Source organism: Lamprocystis purpurea DSM 4197 (genome assembly GCF_000379525.1).
Classification (GTDB): domain Bacteria; phylum Pseudomonadota; class Gammaproteobacteria; order Chromatiales; family Chromatiaceae; genus Thiodictyon; species Thiodictyon purpureum.
This window is the reverse complement of record NZ_KB902505.1, coordinates 43,973-67,404: the sequence shown is the minus strand read 5'-3', so window position 1 is coordinate 67,404 and position 23,432 is coordinate 43,973. Positions and strand designations below refer to the sequence as shown.

The following is a 23,432-nucleotide window of genomic DNA, read 5'->3' as shown; positions in this document are numbered from 1 at the left end:
CCCGATCTTCGGCAGCGCGCCCAAGTAGTGATGGGCATCCATCAGGGCCTGGAAGCGCGCCTCCTCGGGCGCGGCGACGGGTTCGACGATGACTTCGCGGAGATTCACGCATGCGCGCTCGGGCAGCAGGGGGCCGACGCGCTTTATACCCGAGCGGCCGGGCAGTGTCCAGAGTCGAGGACAACCGCACGTTGAATCACTGAAAGTTAGCTAGAACGGTTTAGCCCTGGACCCTGTCGTCAGAGACGATTCGCCCCCTCGGCCGCCGCCGGCTCGGGCTTGCCCGTTTCTCCCTGGTAGGCGCGGCGGAAGGCTTCGACGAAGGGTCGGAAATCCTTCACGGTGCCGTAGATGGCGACCACACCCGCGCGCCGGCGGTCGTAGACCAGGTTGACGCCTTCGGTGCGTCCGGCGGGATTCGGGCGGGCCTCGCCGTTGTAGTAGATCCAGTGCCGGGCATGCACGGAAGAATAGATCAGATCCTGCTCGGCATGGCTCAGCCAGAGGATGACATAGTTCCAACTGCCGATGCTGAGCTTGACCTTGTGGGTGGCCGTCTCGGGCGACTCGGGATCGACCTGCCACTGAAAGACCGGGATCGGGCCGTCATAGGTCGGGTCCGCGTTACCCTGCGGCCCCTCGATGTGCGGCGGTTCGAAGTCCGCGGGCGGCTCGGTCGGCGGTCCCTTCGACTTCGGCGGCTTGCCTGCCGTGTCCTCGCCCGCCGCGAGCGGGTCCTTCAGCTGCGGCGCGCCGCCGTGTCCGGGGTCGGGAATGGGATCCAGACCGTATTCGCGCAGGTCCACCTGCAGCGCATTGATGGAGGCCCCGCCGAGCAGCAGCGAATCGTCAGGGTGGCTCGGTGTGAATCGCGATCGTCTCGAAGTGCGCCTCCCGCAGCAGCCCGTGGACCTCGCGCTCCATGGTTGCGACTTTCTCGGCGTTGATCGAGTCCGGCGTGATCTCGACCTCGATACTCGACCCCTCGACGGCGATGCGCTTGACGAACCCGAGCGAGATCAGGTCACGCGAGCGGCCGGGAAAGCGGACTGCTGGAGTACGCGGCGAGCGCGTCCTCGCCATCCTGCGTCATTCAACACCGCTACTGCAACGAAGAGGCTGCTGGCAACCAGCCATTGAGCCGAGGGAGCGCGGGCCTTGATCCATCCCGCTCAGGCCATGAGCAGGCGCCTTTCCAGCAGTCTTTGAAGGCTGCGCCGGCCATCGGCGATCAGGAAGATACGAACGGTGCGCTCGGGCTCAGGGCTCGGTACCGCGTAGCGCCAGCCGTTTGCGCAGGTCGGCGAACACGGTCGCCGCCGGCCGGGTCTTGCCGCGTACTACCTCATCGTTACCGAGCGCCAGAATCTTCAGCAGGGCCAAGGTCTCCCGGTCTTCCTCGTAGCTGGCAATGTCCTGCAACACCGCCTTGGCCTCGCCGTTCCGGGTGACGATCACGGGTTCCCGGGCCTCCTGAATCTGCCGAATCAACTCTGCCGCATGCGCCTTGACGTAGCTGACCGGTCTGATGTGCGCAGTGGGCTTCATCGGGTTTCACCGTCGGTTGGTTGGTATTCGGTCCGAGCATATAACATTCGTGCGCGGCCTGGGCGCGGTTGCGTCGGCGCCGGCAGTTCCAAACTGAGGCCGGTGGTCCGCTGGTCCGCTGGTCCGCTGGTCCGCACAGCGGACCCTACGGAACGCGGCCTTACCGTAGGGTCCGCTGTGCGGCCCGACGCGCCCGGCCGGAACGATGATCGAGGTCGCAACGGCACCGTCAGCCTATTGCACGTCGTCATTGGGGGAAATTGCCGAAACGAATGCGCTACTGACGCGGGCCGAACAGCAACTCGGCCGCTCGCCGCAGGGCGTCGGCGTCCACGACCGCGGTGTCTGTCGGCGCCTTGGAGTTGGGCTCGAAGAACTCGCAGAAGTTGGAGCGGATCTTATCGACCACTCGCTCCACCTGGGGCTCCATGCACTCATTCGGCCGCCCTGGGGCGAAATGCCGACAGTTGCGGCAGCAGTGCGTCGGCTTGTTGCAGCCGGGGCAGTCGGTCTCGCGCCCCAGATCGAGCCGGGTCAGTCCATGACCGCAATTCCAGCAATAGCCGCGGATGTCTTCGCCCATAGTCAGCCCCGTCAGTGGATCGCGAAAGCGGATTTTGCCGCAAATGAACGCGAAAAGCGCGAATAGAACTTCATGGTGGGGTGCGGTCGCAGACGCGCGTAGGATGGGCAGAGCGAGAGCGATGCCCATCCGGCCACCGCGATGCGTGAGGATGGGCATCGCTCTCGCTCTGCCCATCCTACCGAAAACTCCGTCCCAAACAAACTTGCGCAGGCGCCGCAGTTCGGTGCTCTTGCCGTTGCCGCGAAAGCCGGTGAGCAGATGGACGCTCTCGGACTCGGCCAGATCGAGCCGCTGCCAGAGCCGCAGGATCGGGTCCTTCGCCGGTTCGTCGGCGTGAATCGGCACGTACCAGGGGTGGTCCGGTTCCAGCGGCAGGGCGCCCGCGCCGCAGGGCACGGTAGAGGTCACGCAGGGGGTCGGGTTGGGCGGGGGTGGCCATGGGTCGGGCTCCGTGGATCGGTTGTGCGGCGGCATGCGGCACTGCGACGCGGGCCTGCCGATCGTAGGCGATTTCCGGCGAAGCTGCACCGGCGGGTTTGTCTGTTCGCCCGCCCGGGATGTCGCGCCAACCGTCAGCTTGTCCTCCTCGTTGTGGGCATCAGGGCTCGGTAGGAAGCGGTGAGGAACGGACACTGGCCGCGAATTCTCCCGACCGCGCAGTCTGGAAAGAACCTATCTCACGCCAAGTCGCCAAGCACGCCAAGAAGAGCGCAATTCTGTGTTGACCCCAGTCACTCCGCGAGCGCCCCCGGTTTCGCTATCGCCTTGAAGACCCTTGGCGTCTTGGCGCCTTGGCGTGAGACATTCCGGGTCTGAGCCAAGCCGGTTCGGCGGATGTGCCCGCGTGGGCGCAATTCGCCACCAGTGTCAGGAGCGAACCGCACCACTTGTCTGCGGGTACGATGACCAAAGTCGGCGCTCCTTGATCAGATCAGCATGGCCACCACCGCCCCGGTCATCAACGTCGCCAGGGTCCCGGCCAGGATGGATTTCATTCCCAGCCCGACGATCTCGGGGCGCCGCTGCGGGGCCATGGCGCCCAGGCCGCCGATCAGGATGCCGAGGCTGCCGAAGTTGGCGAAGCCGCACAGGGCGTAGGTCATGATGAGCGCGCTGCGTTCGCTCAGGGCACCGTTGGGCAGGGCGGCGAGTTGGAGGTAGGCGATCAGCTCGTTCAGGATCATCTTGACCCCCATCAGGGCGCCGGCGGTGGTGGCCTCGGCCCAGGGGATGCCGATCAGCCAGACCACCGGGGCCATGGCCCAGCCCAGGGCGCGCTGCGCGGTCAGCGGGGCGCCGGCCACGTCGGGCAGCAGTCCCAGGACCTGATTGAAGATCCCGACCAGGGCGACCATGACCACCAGCATGGCGATGATGTTCAGCCACAGTGGGATGGCGTCCAGGGTGCCGCGGGTGATGGCGTCCATGGCGCTGTTGGTCTCGGGGACGATGGGCACGGGGTCCGCGGCGGCAGCATCGCGCGTCTCCGGAACCAGCAGGCCGGCGATCAGGAGCGCGGCCGGGGCATTGATGAGCGAGGCGGTGAGGATGTGGCCCATGGCGTCCGGGATCACCGGCCCCAGGATGCCAGCATAGAGGAACATGACGGTGCCGGCCACGGTGGCCATGCCGCAGGTCATGACGCCGAACAGGGCGCTGCGCGACAGGCCCGCGAGATAGGGCCGGATCAGCAGCGGGGCCTCGGTCATGCCGACGAAGACGTTGGCGGCGGCGGCCAGGCCGAGCGGCCCGCCGGTGCCGAGCGTGCGGCGCAGTACCCAGGCGAACCCCTGGACTACCAGCGGCAGGATGCGCCAATGGAACAGCAGGGCCGAGAGCGCGCTGATGACCAGCAGCAGGGGCAGGGCGCGGAAGGCCAGCACGAAGCTGTTCTCGGGGCGCACCAGGTCGAAGGGCAGTGGCCCGCCGCCCAGGTAGCCGAAGACCATGGCGGTGCCCTCCTGGGTCGCCGCCTGGATGGCGAGCACCAGTTGGTTCAGGCCGAGAAAGAAGCCCTTGGCGGCGGGCAGCTTGAGCAGCACGACGGCGAGCAGGAGTTGCAGCGCCAGGGCGCCGATGACGAGCCGCGGACGCACCGCCCGGCGGTCCTCGCTCAGGCCCCAGGCCAGCGCGGTGATCAGGAGCAGGCCGAGGAGGGGTTGCAACAGGCTGGGGAGGTCGCTCACAAAGGCTGCATCCGGTAGGTCGGTCGGGGGTCGGTTCAATCCGAAGGGGCAGTTTAGCCGGAAATGAGCGTGTTTGGTGCCTGGGCCTTGATCGTAATCCCGGCCGACGGCGTGCGTAGTCAGGGCTTCCAGCCCTGACGGTGTCAGGCCAGGATGGCCTGACGACGCACCCGGCGAGCCCAAGTGGCCGGAATTTTGACCGAGGCCGGTGCCTGCGGTGCTGCGAACTGTGGGATCGCGGATGATGCGGTTCGTGCCTGACACTGGCGGCGAATTCTCCCGACCGCGGAGTCTGGAAAGAACGTATCTCATGCCAAGGCGCCAAGCACGCCAAGAAGCGCGCAATCCTGCGGTGACCCTCGTCACCCCGCGAGCGCCTCCGGTTCTGATCGCGCCTTGAAGAATCTTGGCGCCTTGGCGTGAGATATTCCGGGTCTGAGCCAAGCCGGCGCGGCGGATCGTGGGCGCAATTCGCCACCAGTGTCCGTGCCTCACCGCATCCTACATTCTGACAGTTATTGGCGCAGGGTTGGCGACGCGTGCCTGGTGCTCGCCGCGAACAACTGCCCCGCGTCCACGGCATCCAGTCGGTAGGTGCGGTTGCAGAATTCGCAGGTGACCTGTAACTCGCCCTGTTCGGTGACGATCGACTGGACCTCGGTCTCGCCCATGATGCGCAGCATGTCCTCGATGCGGGCGCGCGAGCAGCCGCAGCGGAAGGCGATCGGCTCGGAGTCGAAGAGGCGAACCGATTCTTCGTTGAAGAGTCGGCGCAGCAGTTCGGCGGCGGGCAGTTCCAGGAGTTCGGCGGGCTTGACGGTGGCGGCCAGCAGGCCGACGCGTCCCCAGTCATCGCTGTCGGCATCGGAGGGCAGGCGTTGCAGCAGCAGGCCGGCCGCACGCGATCCGTCGGCGGCCAGCCACAGCCGGGTGGGGATCTGCTCAGACGCCTCGAAATAGCGCCCCAGGGCCTGCGCAATGTCGTCGCCGACCAGTGGAACGACCCCCTGATAGGGTGAGCCGTCACCGCGCTCGATGGTCAACACCAGGCGGCCGGCGCCGCAGCACTCGGGCAGGCTCCCGCCGTAGGGAACCTCATCCTCCCAGCGGGCCACGCCGCGGATGGTGCGCGCGCTGGTGGCCTGCGCGACCAGGGTGCGCAGCGGGCCCTCACCCTGCACCTGCAGAATCAGGGAGCCCTCGAACTTGACGATGGCACTGAGCAGTGCAACCGCTGCCAGGGATTGGCCCAGGTGGACGCGCACCGCCTTCGGATAGGGGTGGGCGTCGAGCACGGCGCGCCAACTGGCGTCCAGGTGGACCAGGTTTCCGCGGATGCCGGTGTCTTCAAAGAGGAAACGGCGGATGCTGTCGGTGTCTGCCATGAGATTTCACTATCATAAGGTTCGTTTGCGTACCGCGGGGACCGGCGGGCCGGATCGTCGCGGCCGTCCGGTGCTCGTCCTGGTTGAGCACCGCGGCAAGGAATCAGGGCGCGTCGATGTGGGCCAGAAAATCCTGGACCGCCGGCGCCAGGGCGCGCTCGCCGGCCAGGACCGCGGGCTCGAAGTCGCGCCGCCACAGCGGCATGAACAGCCGCGCCTGACGCCATTCCTCGTAGAGGATGCGCGCCAGCGGGCCGCCCTCCTCGATGAAGCCGGATTCCAGGAAGTCGCGCTGCGCCTGGTCGCGATCGTAGTCGAAGCGCAGGATTTGCCAATGCCAGCGCCCGCCGTGCCACTCCAGTTGGGCATAGCTCCCGCGCGGATCGCCGTCGAACGGGGAGCCGACCGAGCCGACGTTGAGGATCGGGGTGCCGTCCAGCACCCGTTCCAGCGGCCGATGGGTGTGGGCGGTGACGAAGAGCGCGATGTCGGGGGGGAGTTTGCCGCGCAGCGCCTCATCCGGGACCCCGGCCGAAATCCCTTCGCGGTTACTGGCCATGGTGCCGTGGGTGACGTGCACCCAGCTATCATCGGTGCCGCCGTGGAAGCACAGGTGATCCGGCCAGTCGGTCATGGCGTCCAGTCGCGGTTGCACCTGGGCCAGGGTCCAGTCGGCAAAGCGCCGCAGATCCGCTTCCAGGGGCGTGCGCGCCGCCTCGCGGCGGCACCGGTGGATCCAGGTTTCGTGGTTGCCCTGCACCGGCAGCCAGCCCTGACCATGCCGCAGTCCGTCGAACAGTTCCAGGCAGTCCAGGCTCCTGGGGCCGCGGTTGACGAGATCACCGGCCATGACCACCAGCTCCGGGCGCCACGCGAGGATGCGTGCGACCGCTTCCTCCATGGCCGGGAAGTTGGCCTGTACATCTGAAAAGATCGCGACCTTCATCGACTGGTACCCTTGGTCTTGCTTGGATGGCACCATACCGGTTTTTGCCGCCGGGCGTAAACCCATCCTGCAAATCGCCTGAGACGCAAGACTGATCGGTATACACTGTGCGGCCTGGCAGGCCCGCGTGCCGCGGTCGAAACACTAGGGGGCAACGATGACCAACGAAGTCGATACGGATGAGCCGGATTGGGAGACGCCGCTCATGCTCGCCACGACACCGGCCCTGCTGATCCACGCCTTGATGGGTACCGCGAGTGCCGTGCATACGGGTTGGGTGAGCTGTGTGGACGAATCTCTGGTGCAATCCAATGTGTTGGCGATGGACGACAGCGCCGGAAACTATGTCCGGTTGGTGGAACAGGAGTTCGTGGAGGACGGCAAACCAGAGCAGGTCTGGCGTGACTGGACCCTGGAGGTGCGGATCGGTGCCGTGCTGATGACCGGTCATTGGCAGTTCGAGGCGGCCTCCCATCCGTCCGACTGGGACTGGAACGCCCGCGAGGCGAGCCGCGCCTTTGAGCGCGCCTGTGTGTTGATTGGCCGCCGGGTGCGGCGCACGCTGGCGGTGGATGAGCCGGTGCCGACGGCCGCGGTGCCGCGGACCAGTCGTCATTGACGGTTCCCGGCCCTCGTTTTTACGGCTTGCAGCGGTCGCTTGGGTCAGTCACAGTGGCTGATACAAATAAGGGGTGCTGAGCAGGCGCAGTCCGCGCGGCGGGTTGGCGTGCGGCACCGCCCGAGAAACCGACATTCGAGGACTCGTTCATGAAGATCACACTCAACTTCGATATCACCCCCGCCGAAATGCGTAAGCTGGTCGGTCTGCCCGATGTCGAGGCGTTCCAGCAGCAACTGATGGACGATATTCGCACGCGCATGACGGCGGGCGTCGATGGCTATGACCCAATGAAGCTGTTCCAGCCCTATATGGCCGGTACCATGGCCTCTTGGGACATGTTCCAGAAGATGCTGACGGCGGGGTTCTCCGCGGGGAGTAGTGAGCGATCCGTTGACACCAGCAATAGCAAGACCGGGACCTAGCGCAGCACGCCGGATCGATTGCTGCCGTTTCCGATCGTTGTCGTTGTCGTTGTCGTAATCGGCCCGACCGAGCCTCGATCATGCCTCACAGTGGCGAAAATCAGTCGATTACGATTACGACAACGATAACGATAGCGATAGCGACTGGGAGCGGTTGCGGGATGATTGGCGTATTGCGCCAGGCCTAACCGGGTGTCTGATCGTCCAGGCGCAGCGGCGCGTTGAGCGCTGCCCCGTCGAACAGCGCCCGGCCATCCGCCCCGAGCCGCAGCCGCCCCTGGGCGAACCAACCGACGACCCGCGGGTAGAGCCGATGCTCCGCCGCCAGCACGCGCGCGGCCAGTTGCTCCGGATCATCCCCCGGCAGGATCGGTACCCGGCCCTGCAGGATCACTGGGCCGCCGTCCAGTTCGGCGGTGACGAAATGGACGCTTGCACCATGTTCCTGCTCGTCAGCCTCCAGGGCGCGGCGATGGGTGTTCAGACCGCGGAATTTGGGGAGCAGTGACGGGTGGATATTGAGGATCCGTCCGGCATAATGCGCGACGAACCCTGGGGTGAGGATCCGCATGAAACCGGCCAGCGCGACCAAGCCGGGCGCGTGGCGGTCGATCGCCGCGGTCAGGGCCTGATCGAAGGCCGCCCGATCCGCGCACGCGCGATGGCTGACCACCGCGGTCGGGATGCCGGCGCGGCGTGCCCGTTCCAGACCGAAGGCGGTCCGCTCGTTGCTGACGACCGCGGTGATGCGATAGGGCCAGGCGCCCTGTGCATCGATCAGTGCCTGAAGGTTACTGCCGGACCCGGAAATCAGCACGACCACGGAGAGCGGCGGCCCCACGCCGGCGGCGGCCTCAGTCATGGTCCGCATCATCGGCGTAGATCACCCGCGGCGCGCCGGATGTCGACTCGACCGCACCGAGCGGCCACGCCTGTTCCCCGGCCGCGGTCAGCATCGCCAGCGCGGTGTCGGCGTCCTCCGGGGCCACACAAACCACCATCCCCAGTCCGCAGTTGAAGGTGCGGCGCAGCTCGGCCTCAGCGATCCCGCCTTGGCGCTGTAGCCAGTCGAAGACCGCCGGGCGCTGCCAACTGCCCGTGTCGACCCGCGCACAGGTCCCTTCCGGAAGCACCCGCGGCAGGTTCTCGGTGATGCCGCCGCCGGTGATGTGCGCCAGTGCATGGACGCGCAGCGCCCGTGTCAGCGGCAGCACCGAGCGCACGTAGATGCGCGTCGGGGCGAGCAGTCGGGCGCCCAGGGTCTCTCCCTCCAGGTCGGTGTTCAGGTCCGCCCCGGTGACCTCGATGACCTTGCGGATCAGCGAGTAGCCGTTGGAGTGGGGGCCGGACGAGCCGATTCCGATCAGTCGGTCACCGGGGCGCACCCGTTCCGGCAGGATCAGCTCGGAGCGTTCGGCAATGCCGACGCAGAAACCCGCCAGATCGTAGTCGTCGGCGCCGTACATGCCGGGCATCTCGGCGGTCTCACCGCCGGTCAGGGCGCAGCCCGCCAGTTCGCAGCCGCGGGCAATGCCGGTGATGACCGCGGTGGCGACCTCCAAATCCAGCCGTCCGGAGGCGTAATAATCCAGAAAGAACAGGGGCTCGGCACCGCTGACCAGGATGTCGTTGACACACATCGCGACCAGATCGATGCCGATGGTGTCGTGGCGCTTGAGCGCGATGGCGAGCTTGAGCTTGGTGCCAACCCCGTCCGTGCCGGAGACCAGGATGGGTTCCCGATACTGTTGGATGGGCAGTGCGAACAGTGCGCCGAAGCCGCCCAGTCCGGTCACCACGCCCGGGCGGAAGGTGGCGGCAGCCAGCGGCTTGATCCGCTCGACCAGGGCCGCGCCCGCGTCGATATCGACGCCGGCATCACGGTAGCTGAGGGACGGGGGTGGCGGCGATTCCTGGGTCACGCGAGAGGCTCCGATGGATGGCATCCGGCGATTCTACCAGCGACCGCGCCGCCTGGCCGGTCTGGTCGCACCCCTGAGACCCCGAACCGGACGCTTCTTGCCGCGGCGCAAAGCGACTGGAGCGAGTCCCGTGTGCGGCCTTGGCTTGCCGCATCCTGCCGGACTGAGCGACCCTTATGTTGTCCCAAGTGACCGTCCGACTTCCCAAGGACGCCGCGGGGCGCTAGCATCTGCCCTGCTTGCCGCCGCGCGGCGCCATAGGTGACTCCCGTGAGGCTGAAGGACATTCCCAATATCATCAGCGCACTGCGCCTGGCCGCCGTGATCCCGGTGGTCTGGCTGTTGTTGTCTTACGAGTTCGGCTGGGCGCTGGCGCTGTTTGCGTTTGCCGGCGTATCCGACGGTGTCGACGGTTTTCTTGCCAAGCAGTACGGCTGGCAGAGCCGGCTGGGCGGCATTCTCGATCCGTTGGCCGACAAAGCCCTATTGGTGATCTGCTTCCTGGTGCTGGGTTCGCTGGGATTGATCCCGGTATGGCTGGTGTTGGCGGTGGTTTTCCGGGACCTGGTGATCGTCGGCGGGGCGCTGCTCTACAACTATCGGGTCGAGATTCTGGAGGCGTCACCGACCCGCATCAGCAAACTCAACACGCTGGTGCAACTGGTTCTGGTGGTCGGTGTGATCATGCAGGCGGTGCCCATGCCGGTGCCGGGTTGGCTGATCGAGGCCCTGATCTGGAGCTGTCTGGCGACCACGCTGGTGAGCGGGGTGCAGTATGTGCTGGTGTGGTCGGCCAAGGCCCGCCGCCATGGCTGGCGGGATGAGTAGAGGCAGGACAGATCTACTCGGCCGACTCGCCACGCATGACCCGCCGCACCACCGGGATGGTCGGCGGGCGCTGCTCGCGCAGGCACAGTCGGTCGACCCGCTCCACCAGGTCCAGGAGCGCGGACGGATTGCGCGGATGGTGGGTCAGGATGTAGCGCGTCACCTCCGCGCCCACGGCCATTCCGCGGCGTCGGGCGGACTCGACCAGGAGTTGTTCGCAGTCCGGCTCGGTCAGCGGGAGCAGCCGGTAGCGCGGCCCCCAGTGCAGACGTGAGCGCAAGTCGGGCAGACCCAGTGCCAGGTCGGCGGGTCCGACGGCGGCGCTGGTGATCAGTGCGCGCCCGCATTCGCGCAGGCGGTTGAAGAGGTTGAAGAGCGCCAGTTCCCACCCCCGGTCCCCGGCGATGCGGTCCACATCATCCACGGCGACCAGGTCCAACCGCTCCAGGTCCTCCAGGATGCCGGGCGCGATTCCGGTCCGGCCCAACGGGATGAAATGGGCCTGGCGCTTGGCCGCGGCGGCGGTGAGGCAGGCGGCCTGGAGCAGGTGCGTCTTGCCGGTCTCGGGCGGGCCATACAGGAAGAGAAAGGGATCGCCCTGACCCGTGGCGGTCCCGCGAATGGCCGCCGCCGCCTCGGCGTTGGGTCCGGGCAGGAATTCGGCCAAGGTCGGCTCGCGGATCAGCTCGATGGGCAGATGCAGCTGCAGGGCGCGGGCGGACACGGCCGGCGGCCAGCCGTGCTCAGGTCGGCGCGCGCGCAAGTGTCAGCGCGGTGTGGGCCAGCCGTTTGCCCAGCGCCTGGGCAAGCCGCCGTTCCTCGTCCGACACCGGCAGTTTATTGTCCGGGCCGGCCAGGTGCGACGCACCGTAGGGGGTCCCGCCGCCGCGGGTGTGCAGCAGGTCGCCCTCGCTGTAGGGGATGCCCATGAGCAACATGCCGTGGTGCAGCAAAGGGACCAGCATCGTCAGCAGCGTCGCCTCTTGGCCGCCGTGTGGGCTGGAGGTCGAGGTGAAGACCGCCGCCGGCTTGCCGACGAGTGCACCCGCGAGCCAGAGGGCGCTGGTTCCGTCCAGGAAATATTTCATCGGCGCCGCCATGTTGCCGAAGCGGGTGGGGCTGCCCAGGGCCAGTCCGGCGCAGTCGCGCAGGTCGTCGAGTGTGACATAGGGGGCGCCCGTTGCGGGAACCGCGGCTTCGGAGGCTTCGCAGACGGTGGAGACGGCGGGCACGGTGCGCAGACGCGCCTCGATCCCCGCGATCGACTCGACCCCGCGGGCGATCTGGCGGGCCAGTTCGAAAGTGGCGCCGTGACGGCTGTAATAGAGAATCAGGATGTAGCTCAAGTGCGAGTCTCCGAGAGGGCGGTCGAGTGTGCGTTGCAGACACCAGTCTAACAGTGTCCCGGCCCGACGCCCGCGTTGCAACGGGGCCGCCGTTACGGCCAGAATGCTGTTCGTGCCGAAATCCGGCCGTCACCCGGCTGGGGCCTGGATCAAGATTCCGGCCACTTGAGCTCGCCGGGTGCGTAGTCAGGCCATCCTGGCCTGACACCGTCAGGGCTGGAAGCCCTGACTACGCACGCCGCCGGCCGGGATTACGATCAAGGCCCTCGCGCGACATCGTCGCAGATCACGAGCACCGGTCATCCACGCCATCATGAGGAATCCTCGCACCATGACCCGACTGCCTATCCGTATCAGACCCCGAGCCCACTGGTTTCTGGCCGCACTGCTGTGGTCCGCGCTGTCGGCTGCGCCGACCTTGGCGCAGACCGCTGACTCGGCGGCTTTTTTCGACCAAACCTTCGGTGATTTCGCGGAGGAACTCGCGAACGCCAAGGCACAGGGCAAGCAGGGTGTGCTGCTGATGTTTGAGATGGACGAATGCCCCTTTTGTCATCGGATGAAGTCCACGGTGCTCAGTCGTCCGGAGGTGCAGGCCTATTTCAAGGAGCATTTCCTGATTTTCCCGGTCGACATCGAAGGCGACGTGGAGATTACCGACTTCAGCGGTCAGCCCAAGACGCAGAAGGATTTCGCACTCAAGGACTACCGGGTGCGCGCCACCCCGGTTTTCGCCTTTTTCGACTTGCAGGGCAAATTGCTCGCCAAATACACCGGTGCGACCGGTGACGCGCAGGAGTTCCTGTGGCTTGGCGACTACGTGACCAGCGGCCGCTATCAGGACACCCCATTCCCCAAGTACAAACGCGAGCGCGAGGCCGCCGCGGCCAAGCCCGCCGCCCCGGTCGGGGCGCCGGGATGAGTCGGGCGTGAGGGTGCCATGAGTGATGCGACGGCGGACGGGGCGGCAACCGACCCTCCGGTTTGTTACCGGTGCGTCGTGAGCGGTCGCGTCCAGGGGGTCTATTTTCGTGCGGCGACGCGCGAACAGGCACTGCGTCTCGGCGTCACCGGCCATGTCCGTAATCTGCCTGACGGGCGCGTGGAGGTCACGGCCTGCGGCGCCCCGGAGGCCGTCGCGGCATTGCGTGACTGGCTGCGCAGCGGACCGCCCATGGCGCGGGTCAGCGGGGTTGCTTGTGACCGTCTGGTCTACCAGGGGCGGTCGGGGTTCACCGTCGGCTGAGGCGACGAGGCGATTTCCGGCAATCGCCTGGGCGCCGCGCGTCGGACGGTCAGTATCCGACGGAGCTGTAGACGAGGGGTTCCGGGTACTCGGCCAGGCGCACGACCCAGGTGTCGAGGCGCCCGTTCGCGTGCAATCGCAATTCCCGGTAGCCTGGGGTGCGCGCGTCCAGGGCGAACACGGGGCTGCCGGGCATGAATTGGAAACAGGTCGATGGTGTGCCCAGGATTTGATAGTGCCCGCGGACGCTTGCGAATTCCTGATGGATGTGGCCGCAGACGATCGCCTTGACTTGCGGATGGCGGTCGCACACCGCGAGCAGTTCGGCACCGTTGGCGACGTCGATGGTGTCGATCCAGTCGCTGCCCACCGGGATCGGGTGTTGGTGGAGAAACACTAGGGTTGGCCCCGGATTCCGTCGCAGCAGGGTGTCCACTTGCGCGACTTGGCGCGGTGTCAGCCGCCCGCCGTCCTCACCGGGCTGGGTCGAGTCCAAAAAGATCAGATTCCAGTTGCCAAGCCGACGCTCGGCAACGGATTCGATGGCGGCCTCACCCAGCCAAGTCTCCATCAGACCCCGGCGGTCATGGTTGCCGGGGATACAAAAGGAGGGGCAGCCGACGGTGCCGAGCGACTGGGCCAGGTAGGCGTAGCCGGCGGCACTCTCGTCGTGCACCAAATCGCCTGTCATCACCAGCGCGGCGGCCGGTTCCGCGTGACCCAGGGCCAGGGCAAGTACCGCCGCGAAGCTGAGTCGTGTGTTCAGATCGAGCAGGCGCTCGTCGGCGGTGGCGAACAGATGCGAGTCCGTGATCTGGATCAGCCGCCAGGTGGCGTTGGCCGGCCGGGGTGTCTCATCTCGCTGGGTCGATGCGCTGTATTGGTAGGTCACGTACGGTGTCGACGCTGTGGTTGCCATGAGGGCTCTTCGCCTGGTTTGTCCCGATTATCCGCTCAATCTCCCTGTCGGAGTTGTTGTAGCAAAATCACGGGTTACCAGTATGGAACCAAGTCACATGGTCATAAAATCCGACTATCGGCGTCATAGGAATAAACAATTTTTGCCGTGACGCTTGGGTCACTAACGTTTGGACCACAGGTACCCTAACTCCACTCAACCGAGGAAACCGTTATGGATCTCAAGGGCAGCAAGACCGAAACCAGCCTGAAAGACGCCTTCGCCGGCGAGTCTCAGGCAAACCGTCGTTATCTGTACTTTGCCGCCAAGGCGGATGTCGAAGGTTACAACGATGTCGCTGCCGTATTCCGCTCGACTGCCGAGGGCGAGACCGGCCATGCTCACGGCCACCTGGAGTACCTGGAGGCCGTCGGTGATCCAGCCACCGGTCTGCCGATCGGCGGCACCAGTCTCAACCTGAAGGCCGCGATCGCCGGTGAGACGCACGAGTACACCGACATGTACCCCGGCATGGCTAAGACCGCCCGCGCCGAGGGCTTCGAGGAGATTGCGGACTGGTTCGAGACTTTGGCTAAGGCCGAGCGGTCGCACGCCAACCGGTTCCAAAAGGCGCTCGACAACCTCGATAATTGATCGGCGCGGCGGGTTTCGCCGAACTGTTGACCCAGGGGGCGCCAGGCGCCCCTGTTTTTTTGTCCCGTGGCTGATCAGGCTTGCGTGACCGTGATGATCACACCGCGACCCCGTGGGAGCGGCCTCCGGCCGCGATGCGGCCGCGCGTGATCGCGATACCATCGGTGTTACCGTGGCATCGCAAGGTGTTCAGAAAATCACCGCTAGAACCCCTCGGTCGAGGTAAAGAGCCCCACCCGCAAATCCTTGGCCGTATAGATGGTCCGGCCATCGACTTGAACAACCCCGTCGCCGATGCCGAGCACCAGCTTGCGGCTGATGACCCGCTTCATTTCGATCTGGTAGGTCACCTTGGCGGCGGTCGGCAACACTTGGCCCGTGAACTTGACTTCACCGACGCCGAGCGCCCGTCCATGTCCCGGATTGCCGACCCACGCGAGATAGAAGCCGACCAGTTGCCACAAGGCGTCCAAGCCCAGGCAGCCGGGCATGACCGGGTCGCCGGGAAAGTGACATTGGAAGAACCAGAGTTCGGGCTTGATGTCGAGTTCCGCGTGGATCTCGCCCTTGCTGTAGGCTCCGCCGTAGTTGGCGATGCGGACCACCCGGTCCATCATCAGCATGTTGGGGATCGGCAACTGGGCATTGCCCGGGCCGAACATGTCGCCATGCCCGCAGGCCAGGAGTTGATCGCGATCGAAGGAAGCGTCTTTGTGCATGAGGGGGCCGGTGAATCCTGACGTTTGAAGGGTGATAATCGTTGTCGTTGTCGTAATCGAAGCGATGAGTCCCGCGAGGATTCTCTCGTACCGCGTCGTTTCGCCGTTCGAGTGTTGTGAGCGTCGCAGCAATTCGTTGGTCCCGGACATGGCGAGCGAAGTTTTTCAAACGTTTGGCCGCCTTGTACCTCCAGGAGACGTCGCGAATCGCAACCCGATAGACAGCAGGCTGCTCATGCGCACATTGAATCGATGCTACGATTACGACAACGACAACGAGTGTTTAACTGATTTCTGCCTCGTGACTAAGCCGCGGCAGTAGGTATCCGCCGCGGCTCCAGTATCATTGTTCCGCGGGCCGCAGACGTTCCATCAGGAACCCGACGATCTCAGCAATCGGGATCAATTGCATCTCGGCATCCCGGCGGCCTTTGTACTCGACCATGCCGTCGTCCAGACCCTTGTCGCCCACCACCACCCGGTGGGGGATGCCGATCAATTCCATGTCGGCGAACATGAAGCCGGGCCGGGCGTCGCGGTCATCGAGCAGGACCTCGATCCCGACAGCCTGCAGGTCCGCATAGATCTGTTCGGTCGCTTCACGCACCCGGTAGGACTTGCCGAGCTTCATCGGCAGCAGGGCGACCGCAAAGGGGGCGATGGGGGCCGGCCAGCAGATGCCGCGTTCATCGTGATGCTGTTCCACGGCGGCGGCCACCACGCGGGAGACGCCGATGCCGTAACAGCCCATGGTCATGGTCAGGGCGCGGCCGTCTTCACCCAGGACCGTGGCCTTCATCGCGTCACTGTACTTGCGGCCAAGCTGGAAGATGTGTCCCACCTCGATGCCGCGGGCGATGGTGAGCGTGCCGCGGCCGTCCGGGCTGGGGTCGCCGTCCATGACGTTGCGCAGGTCCGCGACCTCGGGCAACGGCAGGTCGCGGCCCCAGTTGAGCCCGAACCAGTGCTTGCCGTCCTGGTTGGCGCCGCAGCAGAAGTCGGCGGTGACCGCCGCCGCGCGGTCGACGATGCAGGTCAGCGGCAGGTCCTTGGGGCCCAGGGAGCCGGGGCCGGCGCCGACGGCGGCGCGGATCTCCGCCTCGCCGGCCATCCGCAGCGGTGCGGCCACCTGCGGGAGCTTGGCGGCCTTGACCGCGTTGAGCTCGTGGTCGCCGCGCACCAAGAGCGCGACCAGACCGCCCGCGACCCCCTCCGCGGCGGCCACCACCAGGGTCTTGACCGTGCGCTCGATCGGCTGGCCGAACTGAGTCACGAGGTCGGCGATGGTCTTGGCGGCGGGGGTATCGACCAGCCGTGACTCCTCCGCGGGTGCCGGTGCGGCGGCGGCCGGGGCCAGGGCCTCGGCCAGTTCCACGTTGGCGGCATAGCCCGAGTCGGAGGAGAAGGCGATGGCGTCCTCCCCCGAGGAGGCGAGCACATGAAACTCGTGTGACGCATTGCCGCCGATGCTGCCGGTATCGGCCTGCACCGGGCGGAAATCCAGGCCGCAGCGGGTGAAGATGCGCGCGTAGGCGGCGTGCATGACCGCGTAGGTCGCGGCCAGCGAGGCGTCATCCGCGTGGAAGGAATAGGCATCCTTCATCAGGAACTCGCGGGCCCGCATCACCCCGAAGCGCGGGCGGATCTCGTCACGGAACTTGGTCTGGATTTGGTAGAAGTTGACCGGCAACTGCTTGTAGCTCTTGAGCTCGTTGCGCGCCAGGTCGGTGATGATCTCTTCGTGGGTGGGGCCGAAGCAGAACTCGCGGTGGTGGCGGTCCTTCAGGCGCAGCAGTTCCGGGCCGTACTGGTCCCAGCGGCCGGACTCGATCCACAGTTCCGCCGGCTGCACCGCGGGCATCAGGACTTCCAGGGCGCCGGCCCGGTCCATCTCGTCGCGCACGATGTGCTCGACCTTGCGCAGGACGCGCAGCCCCAGCGGCAGCCAGGTGTAGAGTCCGGCCGCCAGCTTGCGGATCATGCCGGCACGCAGCATCAGTTGATGGCTGATGACCTCGGCGTCGGCCGGGGTCTCCTTGACGGTGTGGAGCGGAAATTGGGAAGTGCGCATGGGGCCAGGGGTCCCGGAGTAAAAACGCGCTAGTCTAGGGTGCGGCCGGTCCCAAGACAAATCCGTGACGGGCGGGCGGTCGCGGCGGACTCACCGGCAGTTGGCCTTGATCTGCTCGCGGGCCTTGTCGAACTCCTTGGCGAGTTCCTCTTTGGAGAAAAACTTCGATTTTCCGTCCGGGGTGCGCAACCGCCCCCGGCCGTGGTTCTCGAGGGTGTCGAGGTTCTTGCGCGCCGCGTCGCAGTTGGTTTTGCGTGCGGCTTGTTCAGTCGCCTGCTTGGCGGCCTCCTCAGCCTTTAGGGACTGGTCCTCGCGTTTGTCGATGTCTTGTTCAACCAGGCCGCGCAACTGCTCGACGGCTTGCCCGGTGGTGTCGGCGCGGGGTGTCGGGTCCGGCTTGATGGGGGTTGCCGTGATCCCCGGCGGCGGCTGTTGCGCGTAGACGGTGGTGCCGCTCTCGTCCACCCAACGGTACATTTCCCCCACAGACTGGGATGAAAAGGCGGCAAGGCCGATGCTCGCGACGACCAAGCCCAGCGCCCACCGGTGCGAGCGGCTGCCTGGACCCCTGCGAGTCGAGCATCGGGCTATCACAACAACGACATGGGATCCGCGTACCATGTCCTCCATTATGCTCTAAGAGACGCTGGTTGCAAGGGTCCGCTCGTACCCGCGGTCGATCGGATGCCGCGGATCTGGGACGGGATATTGACCCTGGGCGCGCGTCTCCTGTAACGTCCTCTCTTTTTTGAACAGTCTATGCTGTTTTCCCAGTCCGCTGCCGATGCGGCGGCCGGGACGGCTGGTCCGGACGGGGCGGCGGTTACGCTGCGCGTCGGTCACCGCCCGCCGCACGTCTGACGGGCTGTTTTGAGTCGGAGGTTAATACTGTGGATATGAACGGGGTGGATCTCAGCGGCGCCGAGATCGTCGTCCAGGCGTTGATCGACGAAGGCGTCGAGTATGTCTTCGGGTATCCGGGCGGCGCGGTGCTGCACATGTATGACGCCCTGTTCAAGCAGGATCAGGTGAAGCATATCCTGGTCCGCCATGAACAGGCGGCGGCCCATGCGGCCGACGGTTATGCCCGGGCCACGGGGCGGTGTGGGGTCTGTCTGGTGACCTCGGGTCCGGGTGCGACCAACGCGGTGACCGGGATTGCGACCGCGTACATGGACTCGATCCCGATGGTGTGCATCTCCGGGCAGGTGCCGACGCCGGTGATCGGCAGCGACGCCTTCCAGGAGGTCGACACCGTCGGCATCACTCGTCCCTGCGTCAAGCACAACTTTCTGGTCAAGGATGTGCGCGACCTGGCGACGACGCTGCGCAAGGCGTTTTATATCGCGATGACCGGCCGTCCGGGCCCGGTGGTGGTGGACATCCCCAAGGATGTCACCGATCCGAACATCAAGATTCCTTATCACTATCCGCGCGAGATCCAGATGCGCTCCTATCAGCCCATTGAGAGGGGGCATCTGGGTCAGATCAAGCGGGCGGTGGAGCTGATGCTCCAGGCCAAGCGTCCGGTGCTCTACACCGGCGGCGGGGTGGTGCTGGGCGAGGCCGCGGCGCAGTTGACCGAGCTGGCGCGGCTCACCGGGTTCCCCCTCACCAGCACCCTGATGGGGCTGGGTGCCTACCCGATGACCGACCCGCAATTCATCGGCATGTTGGGGATGCACGGGACCTATGAAGCCAACATGGCCATGCACGAGACCGATGTGCTCATTGCCATCGGCGCCCGGTTCGATGATCGGGTGACCGGCAAGATCGAGCATTTCTGTCCCCACGCCAAGATCGTGCATGTGGACGTGGACCCGTCGTCCATTTCCAAGAATGTGCGGGTGGACGTGCCGATCGTCGGTCAGGTCGCCAGCGTTTTGACCGACATGCTGGGGTTGTGGAAAGAGCAGGCACCGACCACTACCGGGCGGCCGGTCGCGGACTGGTGGGCCAAGATCGAGGAGTGGCGGCGTGTCGATTGCCTGCATTACGATCGTCATAGCGACAAGATCAAGCCGCAGTTTGCCGTCGAGACCCTGTACCAGGTGACCAAGGGGGACCTCTATCTGACCTCCGACGTGGGTCAGCACCAGATGTTCGCCGCCCAGTTCTATCCCTTCGACAAGCCGCGTCGTTGGATCAACTCGGGGGGGCTCGGCACCATGGGGTTCGGTCTGCCCGCGGCGATGGGGGTGCAACTGGCCTTCCCGCAGGCGCAGGTTGCCTGTATCTCGGGCGAGGCGAGTATTCTGATGTGCATTCAGGAGATGGCGACCTGCCAGCAGTACAAGCTGCCGATCAAGGTGGTGCTGCTGAACAATGGTTACATGGGGATGGTCCGGCAGTGGCAGGAGTTCTTCTACGAGAGCCGCTACTCGAACTCCTATGTCGACGCCTTGCCTGATTTCGTCAAGTTGGCCGAGAGCTTCGGCCATGTCGGGATGCGCGTCGAGCGGCCCGCCGACCTGGCGGCCGCCATGCAGGAGGCCTTTGCCATGAAAGACCGTTTCGTATTCCTCGATGTGGTCGTCGACCCCACCGAGAACGTTTACCCGATGATCGCGGCCGGCAAGGGTCAGCACGAGATGCACCTGCCGCCCAGTTTGTCTGATAGGGAGCTGGCCTAAGATGAGACATATCATTGCCGTATTGCTGGAGAATGAGGCAGGCGCGTTGTCCCGGGTGGCGGGGCTCTTCTCCGCCCGCGGCTACAATATCGAGTCGCTCACCGTCGCGCCGACGGATGATCCGACCCTGTCCCGGATGACCCTGGTCACCAACGGGAACGAAGAGATCGTTGAGCAGATCAAAAAGCAGCTCAACAAGCTCATCGACACCGTGAAGGTCTTTGATCTCACCGAGGGCCCGCACATCGAGCGGGAGATGATGATGATCAAGGTGCGTGCCGCGGGGGAGAACCGTGAGGAGCTGAAACGCCTGACCGATATCTTCCGCGCCAAGATCATCGATGTGACCGACACCAGCTATGTCGTGGAGCTGACCGGCGCCTCCAAGAAGCTCGACGCCTTCATCGACGCGGTCCCCGCGGGACTGATCGTCGAGGTGGTGCGCTCCGGCCCCACCGGCATCGCCCGCGGCGACAAGGGTTTGACTCTGTAACACTTTATCGTCCGCAACTGAACGCAAAAAACGCAAATGAGCATCAACGTTTATTATGATAAAGACGCCGACCTGTCCCTGATCCAGGGCAAGCGGGTGGCCATCATCGGTTATGGCTCGCAGGGTCATGCCCATGCCAATAACCTCAAGGATTCGGGCGTCACGGTAGCGGTTGGCTTGCGCCCCGGCTCGGCCTCCGCCGCCAAGGCGGCCAACGCCGGTCTGGATGTGAAGTCCATCCCGGAAGCGGCGGCCTGGGCCGATGTGGTCATGATCCTGGCCCCGGATGAGCATCAGGCGCGCCTCTATCGCGAAGAGATCGCCCCGCACATCCGCGAAGGTGCCGCGCTCGCCTTTGCGCATGGCTTCAATATCCACTTCGGCCAGATCGAGCCGCGGGCAGATTTGGATGTCATCATGATTGCGCCCAAAGGGCCCGGTCATCTGGTTCGTTCCACCTACACCCAGGGCGGCGGCGTGCCGAGCTTGATTGCCGTCTTCCAGGATGCCTCCGGCCAGGCGCGCGATGTCGCCCTGGCCTATGCCAGCGCCAATGGCGGCGGGCGTGCCGGCGTCATCGAGACGAGTTTCCGCGAGGAGTGTGAGACCGACCTCTTCGGCGAGCAGGTGGTGCTGTGCGGCGGCCTGACATCGCTCATCCAGGCCGGCTTCGAGACCCTGGTCGAGGCCGGTTATGCGCCCGAGATGGCCTATTTCGAGTGTCTGCATGAGGTCAAGTTGATCGTCGACCTGATCTACGAGGGCGGCATCGCGAACATGCGCTATTCGATCTCCAACACGGCCGAGTATGGTGACTTGACCCGCGGTCCGCGGATTATCACCGAAGACACCAAGGCGGAGATGAAGCGCATCCTGAAGGAAATCCAATCCGGCGCCTTCGCCAAGGAATTCATTCTGGAGAATCAGGCTGGCGCCGCGACCATGAAGGCCATGCGCCGCCTTGGCGCGGAGCATCAGATCGAAGTGGTCGGTGAACGGCTGCGCGACATGATGCCCTGGATCAAGGAGAAGAAGCTGGTCGACAAGTCCAAGAACTGATCGGTTTCAATCTCAGAACCAGGCGGACGAAAAGGCCGCGGCATCTATGCCGCGGCTTTTTTTTGGTCTTGATCGCCGTTCCGGTCACAAGCAAACCGGAGGCCGAGGCTTGCCGTGAAAGTCGCGTAGCGACCCCGTGGGAGCGGCGTCCCGCCGCGACGGGGCCGGGCGCGTCACCGCAGCGTTCGAGGTCAGCACCGCATCGCGGCGGGACGCCGCTCCCACGGGGGACGGTCATGTAACGGGGTGGCAGATCTCCCCCTGTTACGGTCGCCAGCCGCTCGACATCGCAGCGGCGGAAGCCGACCGCGCTTAGGTCCCTCCTTCGGCCGGCGCTGCCTGCTGCGCCGCGGCTGGCGCCGGTGGCGGCGCTGCCGGAGCCGGCGCCGGCTCCGCGGGCTTTGCGGGGGCGGGAACCGCGGCGGGAGCGGGGGCGGGGGCGGGCGGCGCTGCCGCGACGGGCGCTGTCTCGGCCGGCTGCGGCGGCGGCGCTGGGTTGGCGGCCGGCGGTGCTGTCGGCGGGGGCGACGCGGTGGCGGTTACCGGTGCCGACGGGGCTGCTGCCGGTGTGACAGACGCCGCGGGGGCAACGCTCGGCTGGGCCGGGGTGGAGTCAGCGACGGCCTGCGGTGCGATGGCCGGCGCAGGCACGGACGCCGTCTGGACCGCAGGTTCGGTTGCGCTGGGCGTCGGCGCGCTCGTCTCACTCGCCTCGGCACTCGCGGTCTGGACAGTGCGGTCAGTCGCCGGCCGGGCGACGGGCTGCGGTTTGGGTCGGGCCGCTGGCCGCCGGGTCTGCGCCGGTGCCGCCACGGTGGCAACGCGAACCGGCCGGCTCGCAGCCGGGGCCGCCTTGGGAGTCGGCTCCGCGCGCGGCGTTGGGGTTATGCTCGGTCCCGTGGGGCCGAACAACTCGGTGGCGCTGATGCCCTCGGCGCTGGCCGCTGCACCTGGGCCAGCGGCTGGGTTCTCGGCCGCCACGCGCGCGGCGATCTCACGCCGCTCGCGTGCGCGCTCGGCGCGTTCGGCGGCGACCACGCGCTGACGCTCGGCATAGTTCCCGTAATCCGGTCCGGAGCCGATGATGCTGACCTTGGTGCCGACCCCGACATGCTGGAACAGCACCGGGGCCATCTTGCTGGGCAGGCGGATACAGCCGTGGGACGCTGGGTGTCCCGGCCGCGGGATGGGCCCGGCATGGAGGCCGACGCCGTCATAGGTGACGCGCAGGAAATACGGCATCTTCGCGCCCTCGAAGCGGGCGCCGGCAGGAATCGGATCGCGGCCGGCCTTGGCGTCGGAGCGGACCACACCGCCGCCCGAGCTGTAGACCTTGCCGTAGAGGTTCGAGCGTTTGTTGGCGACCTTTTCCAGGACCTCGAAACGGCCGACCGGGGTGGGATGCTTGCGCACGCCCGACGCCACCGTGGTCCAGCCGACTTGTTCCTCGCCGTCGTAGAAACGGGCCTTCTGCTCATCGGTGTTGACCACGATGTGCGAGATCTTGCGCCCGTCACCATTCCATTCGTAGAGCTTGCCGGGCTTTGGCTTCTCTTGGGGTTTGGGGATGGGCTCGGGTGCCGCCGGCTCGGCCGGTTGCGCTGCCACCTGCGGGGCCGAGGTGGCTGGCGTGGCCTCGGGTTTGACCTCGGGTCTGGCCTCGGGTCTGGCCAGGAAGCGGGTGACTTCGGTGCAACCGGTCAGATGCAGAGCAAGCGGAGCGGCCAGCAGCGTCGCGAGCAGCCGGACGGACAGCGCGCCGGTCGGTCGGCTTGGGAGAGTGTGAGTGATCTTCATGGTAATCGTTCCTGCGCCGCAATTGAGGGATCGGAGCTAAGATAATTGTCAATGCTGCTAAGGATAACCGC

Annotated in this window: 25 protein-coding genes; 9 read left to right on the top strand and 16 right to left on the bottom strand. The window is 65.9% G+C overall.

Features of this window, described 5'->3' with window-relative positions; translation table 11 throughout:
- Nucleotides 1–239: 239 nt before the first annotated feature.
- From A39O_RS0117375 to A39O_RS0117345, 7 genes are all read right to left on the bottom strand, one after another.
- Nucleotides 240–806, bottom strand: coding sequence for a hypothetical protein (locus A39O_RS0117375; RefSeq protein WP_020505943.1), 567 nt, complete (start codon nt 804–806; stop codon nt 240–242).
- A 43-nt stretch (nt 807–849) separates the two neighbouring features.
- Nucleotides 850–1,083: an iron-sulfur cluster assembly protein gene (locus tag A39O_RS0117370; protein WP_020505942.1), complete on the bottom strand. Its 234-nt coding sequence runs from the start codon at nt 1,081–1,083 to the stop codon at nt 850–852.
- 177 nt (nt 1,084–1,260) lie between these two features.
- Nucleotides 1,261–1,548, bottom strand: a complete 288-nt coding sequence (locus A39O_RS0117365) for a type II toxin-antitoxin system Phd/YefM family antitoxin (RefSeq protein WP_020505941.1) — start codon at nt 1,546–1,548, stop codon at nt 1,261–1,263.
- A 277-nt stretch (nt 1,549–1,825) separates the two neighbouring features.
- Entirely contained in the window at nt 1,826–2,542 is a 717-nt protein-coding gene (locus A39O_RS43390; RefSeq protein ID WP_322786455.1) for a hypothetical protein, read from the bottom strand.
- 518 nt (nt 2,543–3,060) lie between these two features.
- On the bottom strand, nt 3,061–4,320 hold the full coding sequence (locus tag A39O_RS0117355) for a NupC/NupG family nucleoside CNT transporter (protein WP_026199492.1): 1,260 nt from the start codon (nt 4,318–4,320) through the stop codon (nt 3,061–3,063).
- 515 nt (nt 4,321–4,835) lie between these two features.
- Nucleotides 4,836–5,705: an Hsp33 family molecular chaperone HslO gene (hslO, locus tag A39O_RS0117350; protein ID WP_020505938.1), complete on the bottom strand. Its 870-nt coding sequence runs from the start codon at nt 5,703–5,705 to the stop codon at nt 4,836–4,838.
- 103 nt (nt 5,706–5,808) lie between these two features.
- Entirely contained in the window at nt 5,809–6,651 is an 843-nt protein-coding gene (locus tag A39O_RS0117345; RefSeq protein ID WP_020505937.1) for a metallophosphoesterase family protein, read from the bottom strand.
- Between the two features lie 157 nt (nt 6,652–6,808).
- Here A39O_RS0117345 and A39O_RS0117340 point away from each other — a divergent pair, with 157 nt between their 5' ends.
- Nucleotides 6,809–7,270: a hypothetical protein gene (locus A39O_RS0117340; protein WP_020505936.1), complete on the top strand. Its 462-nt coding sequence runs from the start codon at nt 6,809–6,811 to the stop codon at nt 7,268–7,270.
- Nucleotides 7,271–7,419: 149 nt separating this feature from the next.
- Nucleotides 7,420–7,695 carry a DUF6489 family protein gene (locus tag A39O_RS0117335; protein WP_020505935.1) on the top strand — a complete coding sequence of 92 codons (276 nt, stop codon included), beginning with the start codon at nt 7,420–7,422 and terminating at the stop codon, nt 7,693–7,695.
- Nucleotides 7,696–7,879: 184 nt separating this feature from the next.
- On the opposite strand, the gene purN is transcribed toward A39O_RS0117335, so the two are convergent.
- Both purN and purM read right to left on the bottom strand, forming a co-directional pair.
- Entirely contained in the window at nt 7,880–8,557 is a 678-nt protein-coding gene (gene purN / locus A39O_RS0117330) for a phosphoribosylglycinamide formyltransferase (protein WP_026199491.1), read from the bottom strand.
- The gene (purM, locus tag A39O_RS0117325; RefSeq protein WP_020505933.1) at nt 8,550–9,617 is read right to left on the bottom strand and encodes a phosphoribosylformylglycinamidine cyclo-ligase; all 1,068 of its coding nucleotides are present in this window, start codon (nt 9,615–9,617) and stop codon (nt 8,550–8,552) included. The genes purN and purM overlap by 8 nt, the downstream gene beginning before the upstream one ends.
- Before the next feature lie 270 nt (nt 9,618–9,887).
- On the opposite strand from purM, the gene A39O_RS0117320 reads away from it, so the two are divergent.
- Nucleotides 9,888–10,445, top strand: a complete 558-nt coding sequence (locus A39O_RS0117320) for a CDP-alcohol phosphatidyltransferase family protein (RefSeq protein ID WP_020505932.1) — start codon at nt 9,888–9,890, stop codon at nt 10,443–10,445.
- A gap of 13 nt (nt 10,446–10,458) precedes the next feature.
- Here the strand turns inward: A39O_RS0117320 and hda are convergent, their stop codons facing one another.
- Nucleotides 10,459–11,208 carry a DnaA regulatory inactivator Hda gene (gene hda, locus A39O_RS0117315; RefSeq protein ID WP_020505931.1) on the bottom strand — a complete coding sequence of 250 codons (750 nt, stop codon included), beginning with the start codon at nt 11,206–11,208 and terminating at the stop codon, nt 10,459–10,461.
- Complete coding sequence (wrbA, locus tag A39O_RS0117310; protein ID WP_020505930.1) at nt 11,189–11,791, bottom strand: NAD(P)H:quinone oxidoreductase; 603 nt, start codon at nt 11,789–11,791, stop codon at nt 11,189–11,191. The genes hda and wrbA overlap by 20 nt, the downstream gene beginning before the upstream one ends.
- A 331-nt stretch (nt 11,792–12,122) precedes the next feature.
- Here wrbA and A39O_RS0117305 point away from each other — a divergent pair, with 331 nt between their 5' ends.
- Complete coding sequence (locus A39O_RS0117305; RefSeq protein WP_020505929.1) at nt 12,123–12,713, top strand: thioredoxin family protein; 591 nt, start codon at nt 12,123–12,125, stop codon at nt 12,711–12,713.
- An 18-nt stretch (nt 12,714–12,731) separates the two neighbouring features.
- Nucleotides 12,732–13,037 (top strand): acylphosphatase, encoded by a 306-nt coding sequence (locus A39O_RS0117300; protein WP_026199490.1) that lies wholly within the window; start codon nt 12,732–12,734, stop codon nt 13,035–13,037.
- A 49-nt stretch (nt 13,038–13,086) separates the two neighbouring features.
- On the opposite strand, the gene A39O_RS0117295 is transcribed toward A39O_RS0117300, so the two are convergent.
- Complete coding sequence (locus A39O_RS0117295; protein ID WP_083924741.1) at nt 13,087–13,956, bottom strand: metallophosphoesterase; 870 nt, start codon at nt 13,954–13,956, stop codon at nt 13,087–13,089.
- Between the two features lie 213 nt (nt 13,957–14,169).
- On the opposite strand from A39O_RS0117295, the gene A39O_RS0117290 reads away from it, so the two are divergent.
- Nucleotides 14,170–14,589, top strand: coding sequence for a rubrerythrin family protein (locus A39O_RS0117290; RefSeq protein WP_020505926.1), 420 nt, complete (start codon nt 14,170–14,172; stop codon nt 14,587–14,589).
- A 203-nt stretch (nt 14,590–14,792) separates the two neighbouring features.
- Here A39O_RS0117290 and fabA read toward each other — a convergent pair whose 3' ends face one another.
- The 3 genes from fabA to A39O_RS0117275 all read right to left on the bottom strand — a co-directional run bounded on the left by fabA (nt 14,793) and on the right by A39O_RS0117275 (nt 18,000).
- Nucleotides 14,793–15,308: a 3-hydroxyacyl-[acyl-carrier-protein] dehydratase FabA gene (fabA, locus tag A39O_RS0117285; protein ID WP_020505925.1), complete on the bottom strand. Its 516-nt coding sequence runs from the start codon at nt 15,306–15,308 to the stop codon at nt 14,793–14,795.
- A 343-nt stretch (nt 15,309–15,651) separates the two neighbouring features.
- Nucleotides 15,652–17,379, bottom strand: a complete 1,728-nt coding sequence (locus tag A39O_RS0117280) for a proline--tRNA ligase (RefSeq protein WP_020505924.1) — start codon at nt 17,377–17,379, stop codon at nt 15,652–15,654.
- Between the two features lie 90 nt (nt 17,380–17,469).
- On the bottom strand, nt 17,470–18,000 hold the full coding sequence (locus tag A39O_RS0117275; RefSeq protein WP_281170092.1) for a DUF4124 domain-containing protein: 531 nt from the start codon (nt 17,998–18,000) through the stop codon (nt 17,470–17,472).
- A 275-nt stretch (nt 18,001–18,275) separates the two neighbouring features.
- Between A39O_RS0117275 and A39O_RS0117270 the strand changes: the two genes are divergently transcribed.
- The 3 genes from A39O_RS0117270 to ilvC are packed head-to-tail and all read left to right on the top strand — an operon-like array spanning nt 18,276 to nt 21,564.
- Nucleotides 18,276–20,012, top strand: coding sequence for an acetolactate synthase 3 large subunit (locus A39O_RS0117270; RefSeq protein WP_020505922.1), 1,737 nt, complete (start codon nt 18,276–18,278; stop codon nt 20,010–20,012).
- A 1-nt stretch (nt 20,013) separates the two neighbouring features.
- Nucleotides 20,014–20,505: an acetolactate synthase small subunit gene (gene ilvN, locus A39O_RS0117265; RefSeq protein WP_026199488.1), complete on the top strand. Its 492-nt coding sequence runs from the start codon at nt 20,014–20,016 to the stop codon at nt 20,503–20,505.
- A 42-nt stretch (nt 20,506–20,547) separates the two neighbouring features.
- Complete coding sequence (gene ilvC, locus A39O_RS0117260) at nt 20,548–21,564, top strand: ketol-acid reductoisomerase (protein ID WP_026199487.1); 1,017 nt, start codon at nt 20,548–20,550, stop codon at nt 21,562–21,564.
- A 312-nt stretch (nt 21,565–21,876) separates the two neighbouring features.
- Here the strand turns inward: ilvC and A39O_RS36745 are convergent, their stop codons facing one another.
- Nucleotides 21,877–23,361, bottom strand: coding sequence for a L,D-transpeptidase family protein (locus A39O_RS36745; RefSeq protein WP_051088839.1), 1,485 nt, complete (start codon nt 23,359–23,361; stop codon nt 21,877–21,879).
- Nucleotides 23,362–23,432 lie beyond the last annotated feature (71 nt).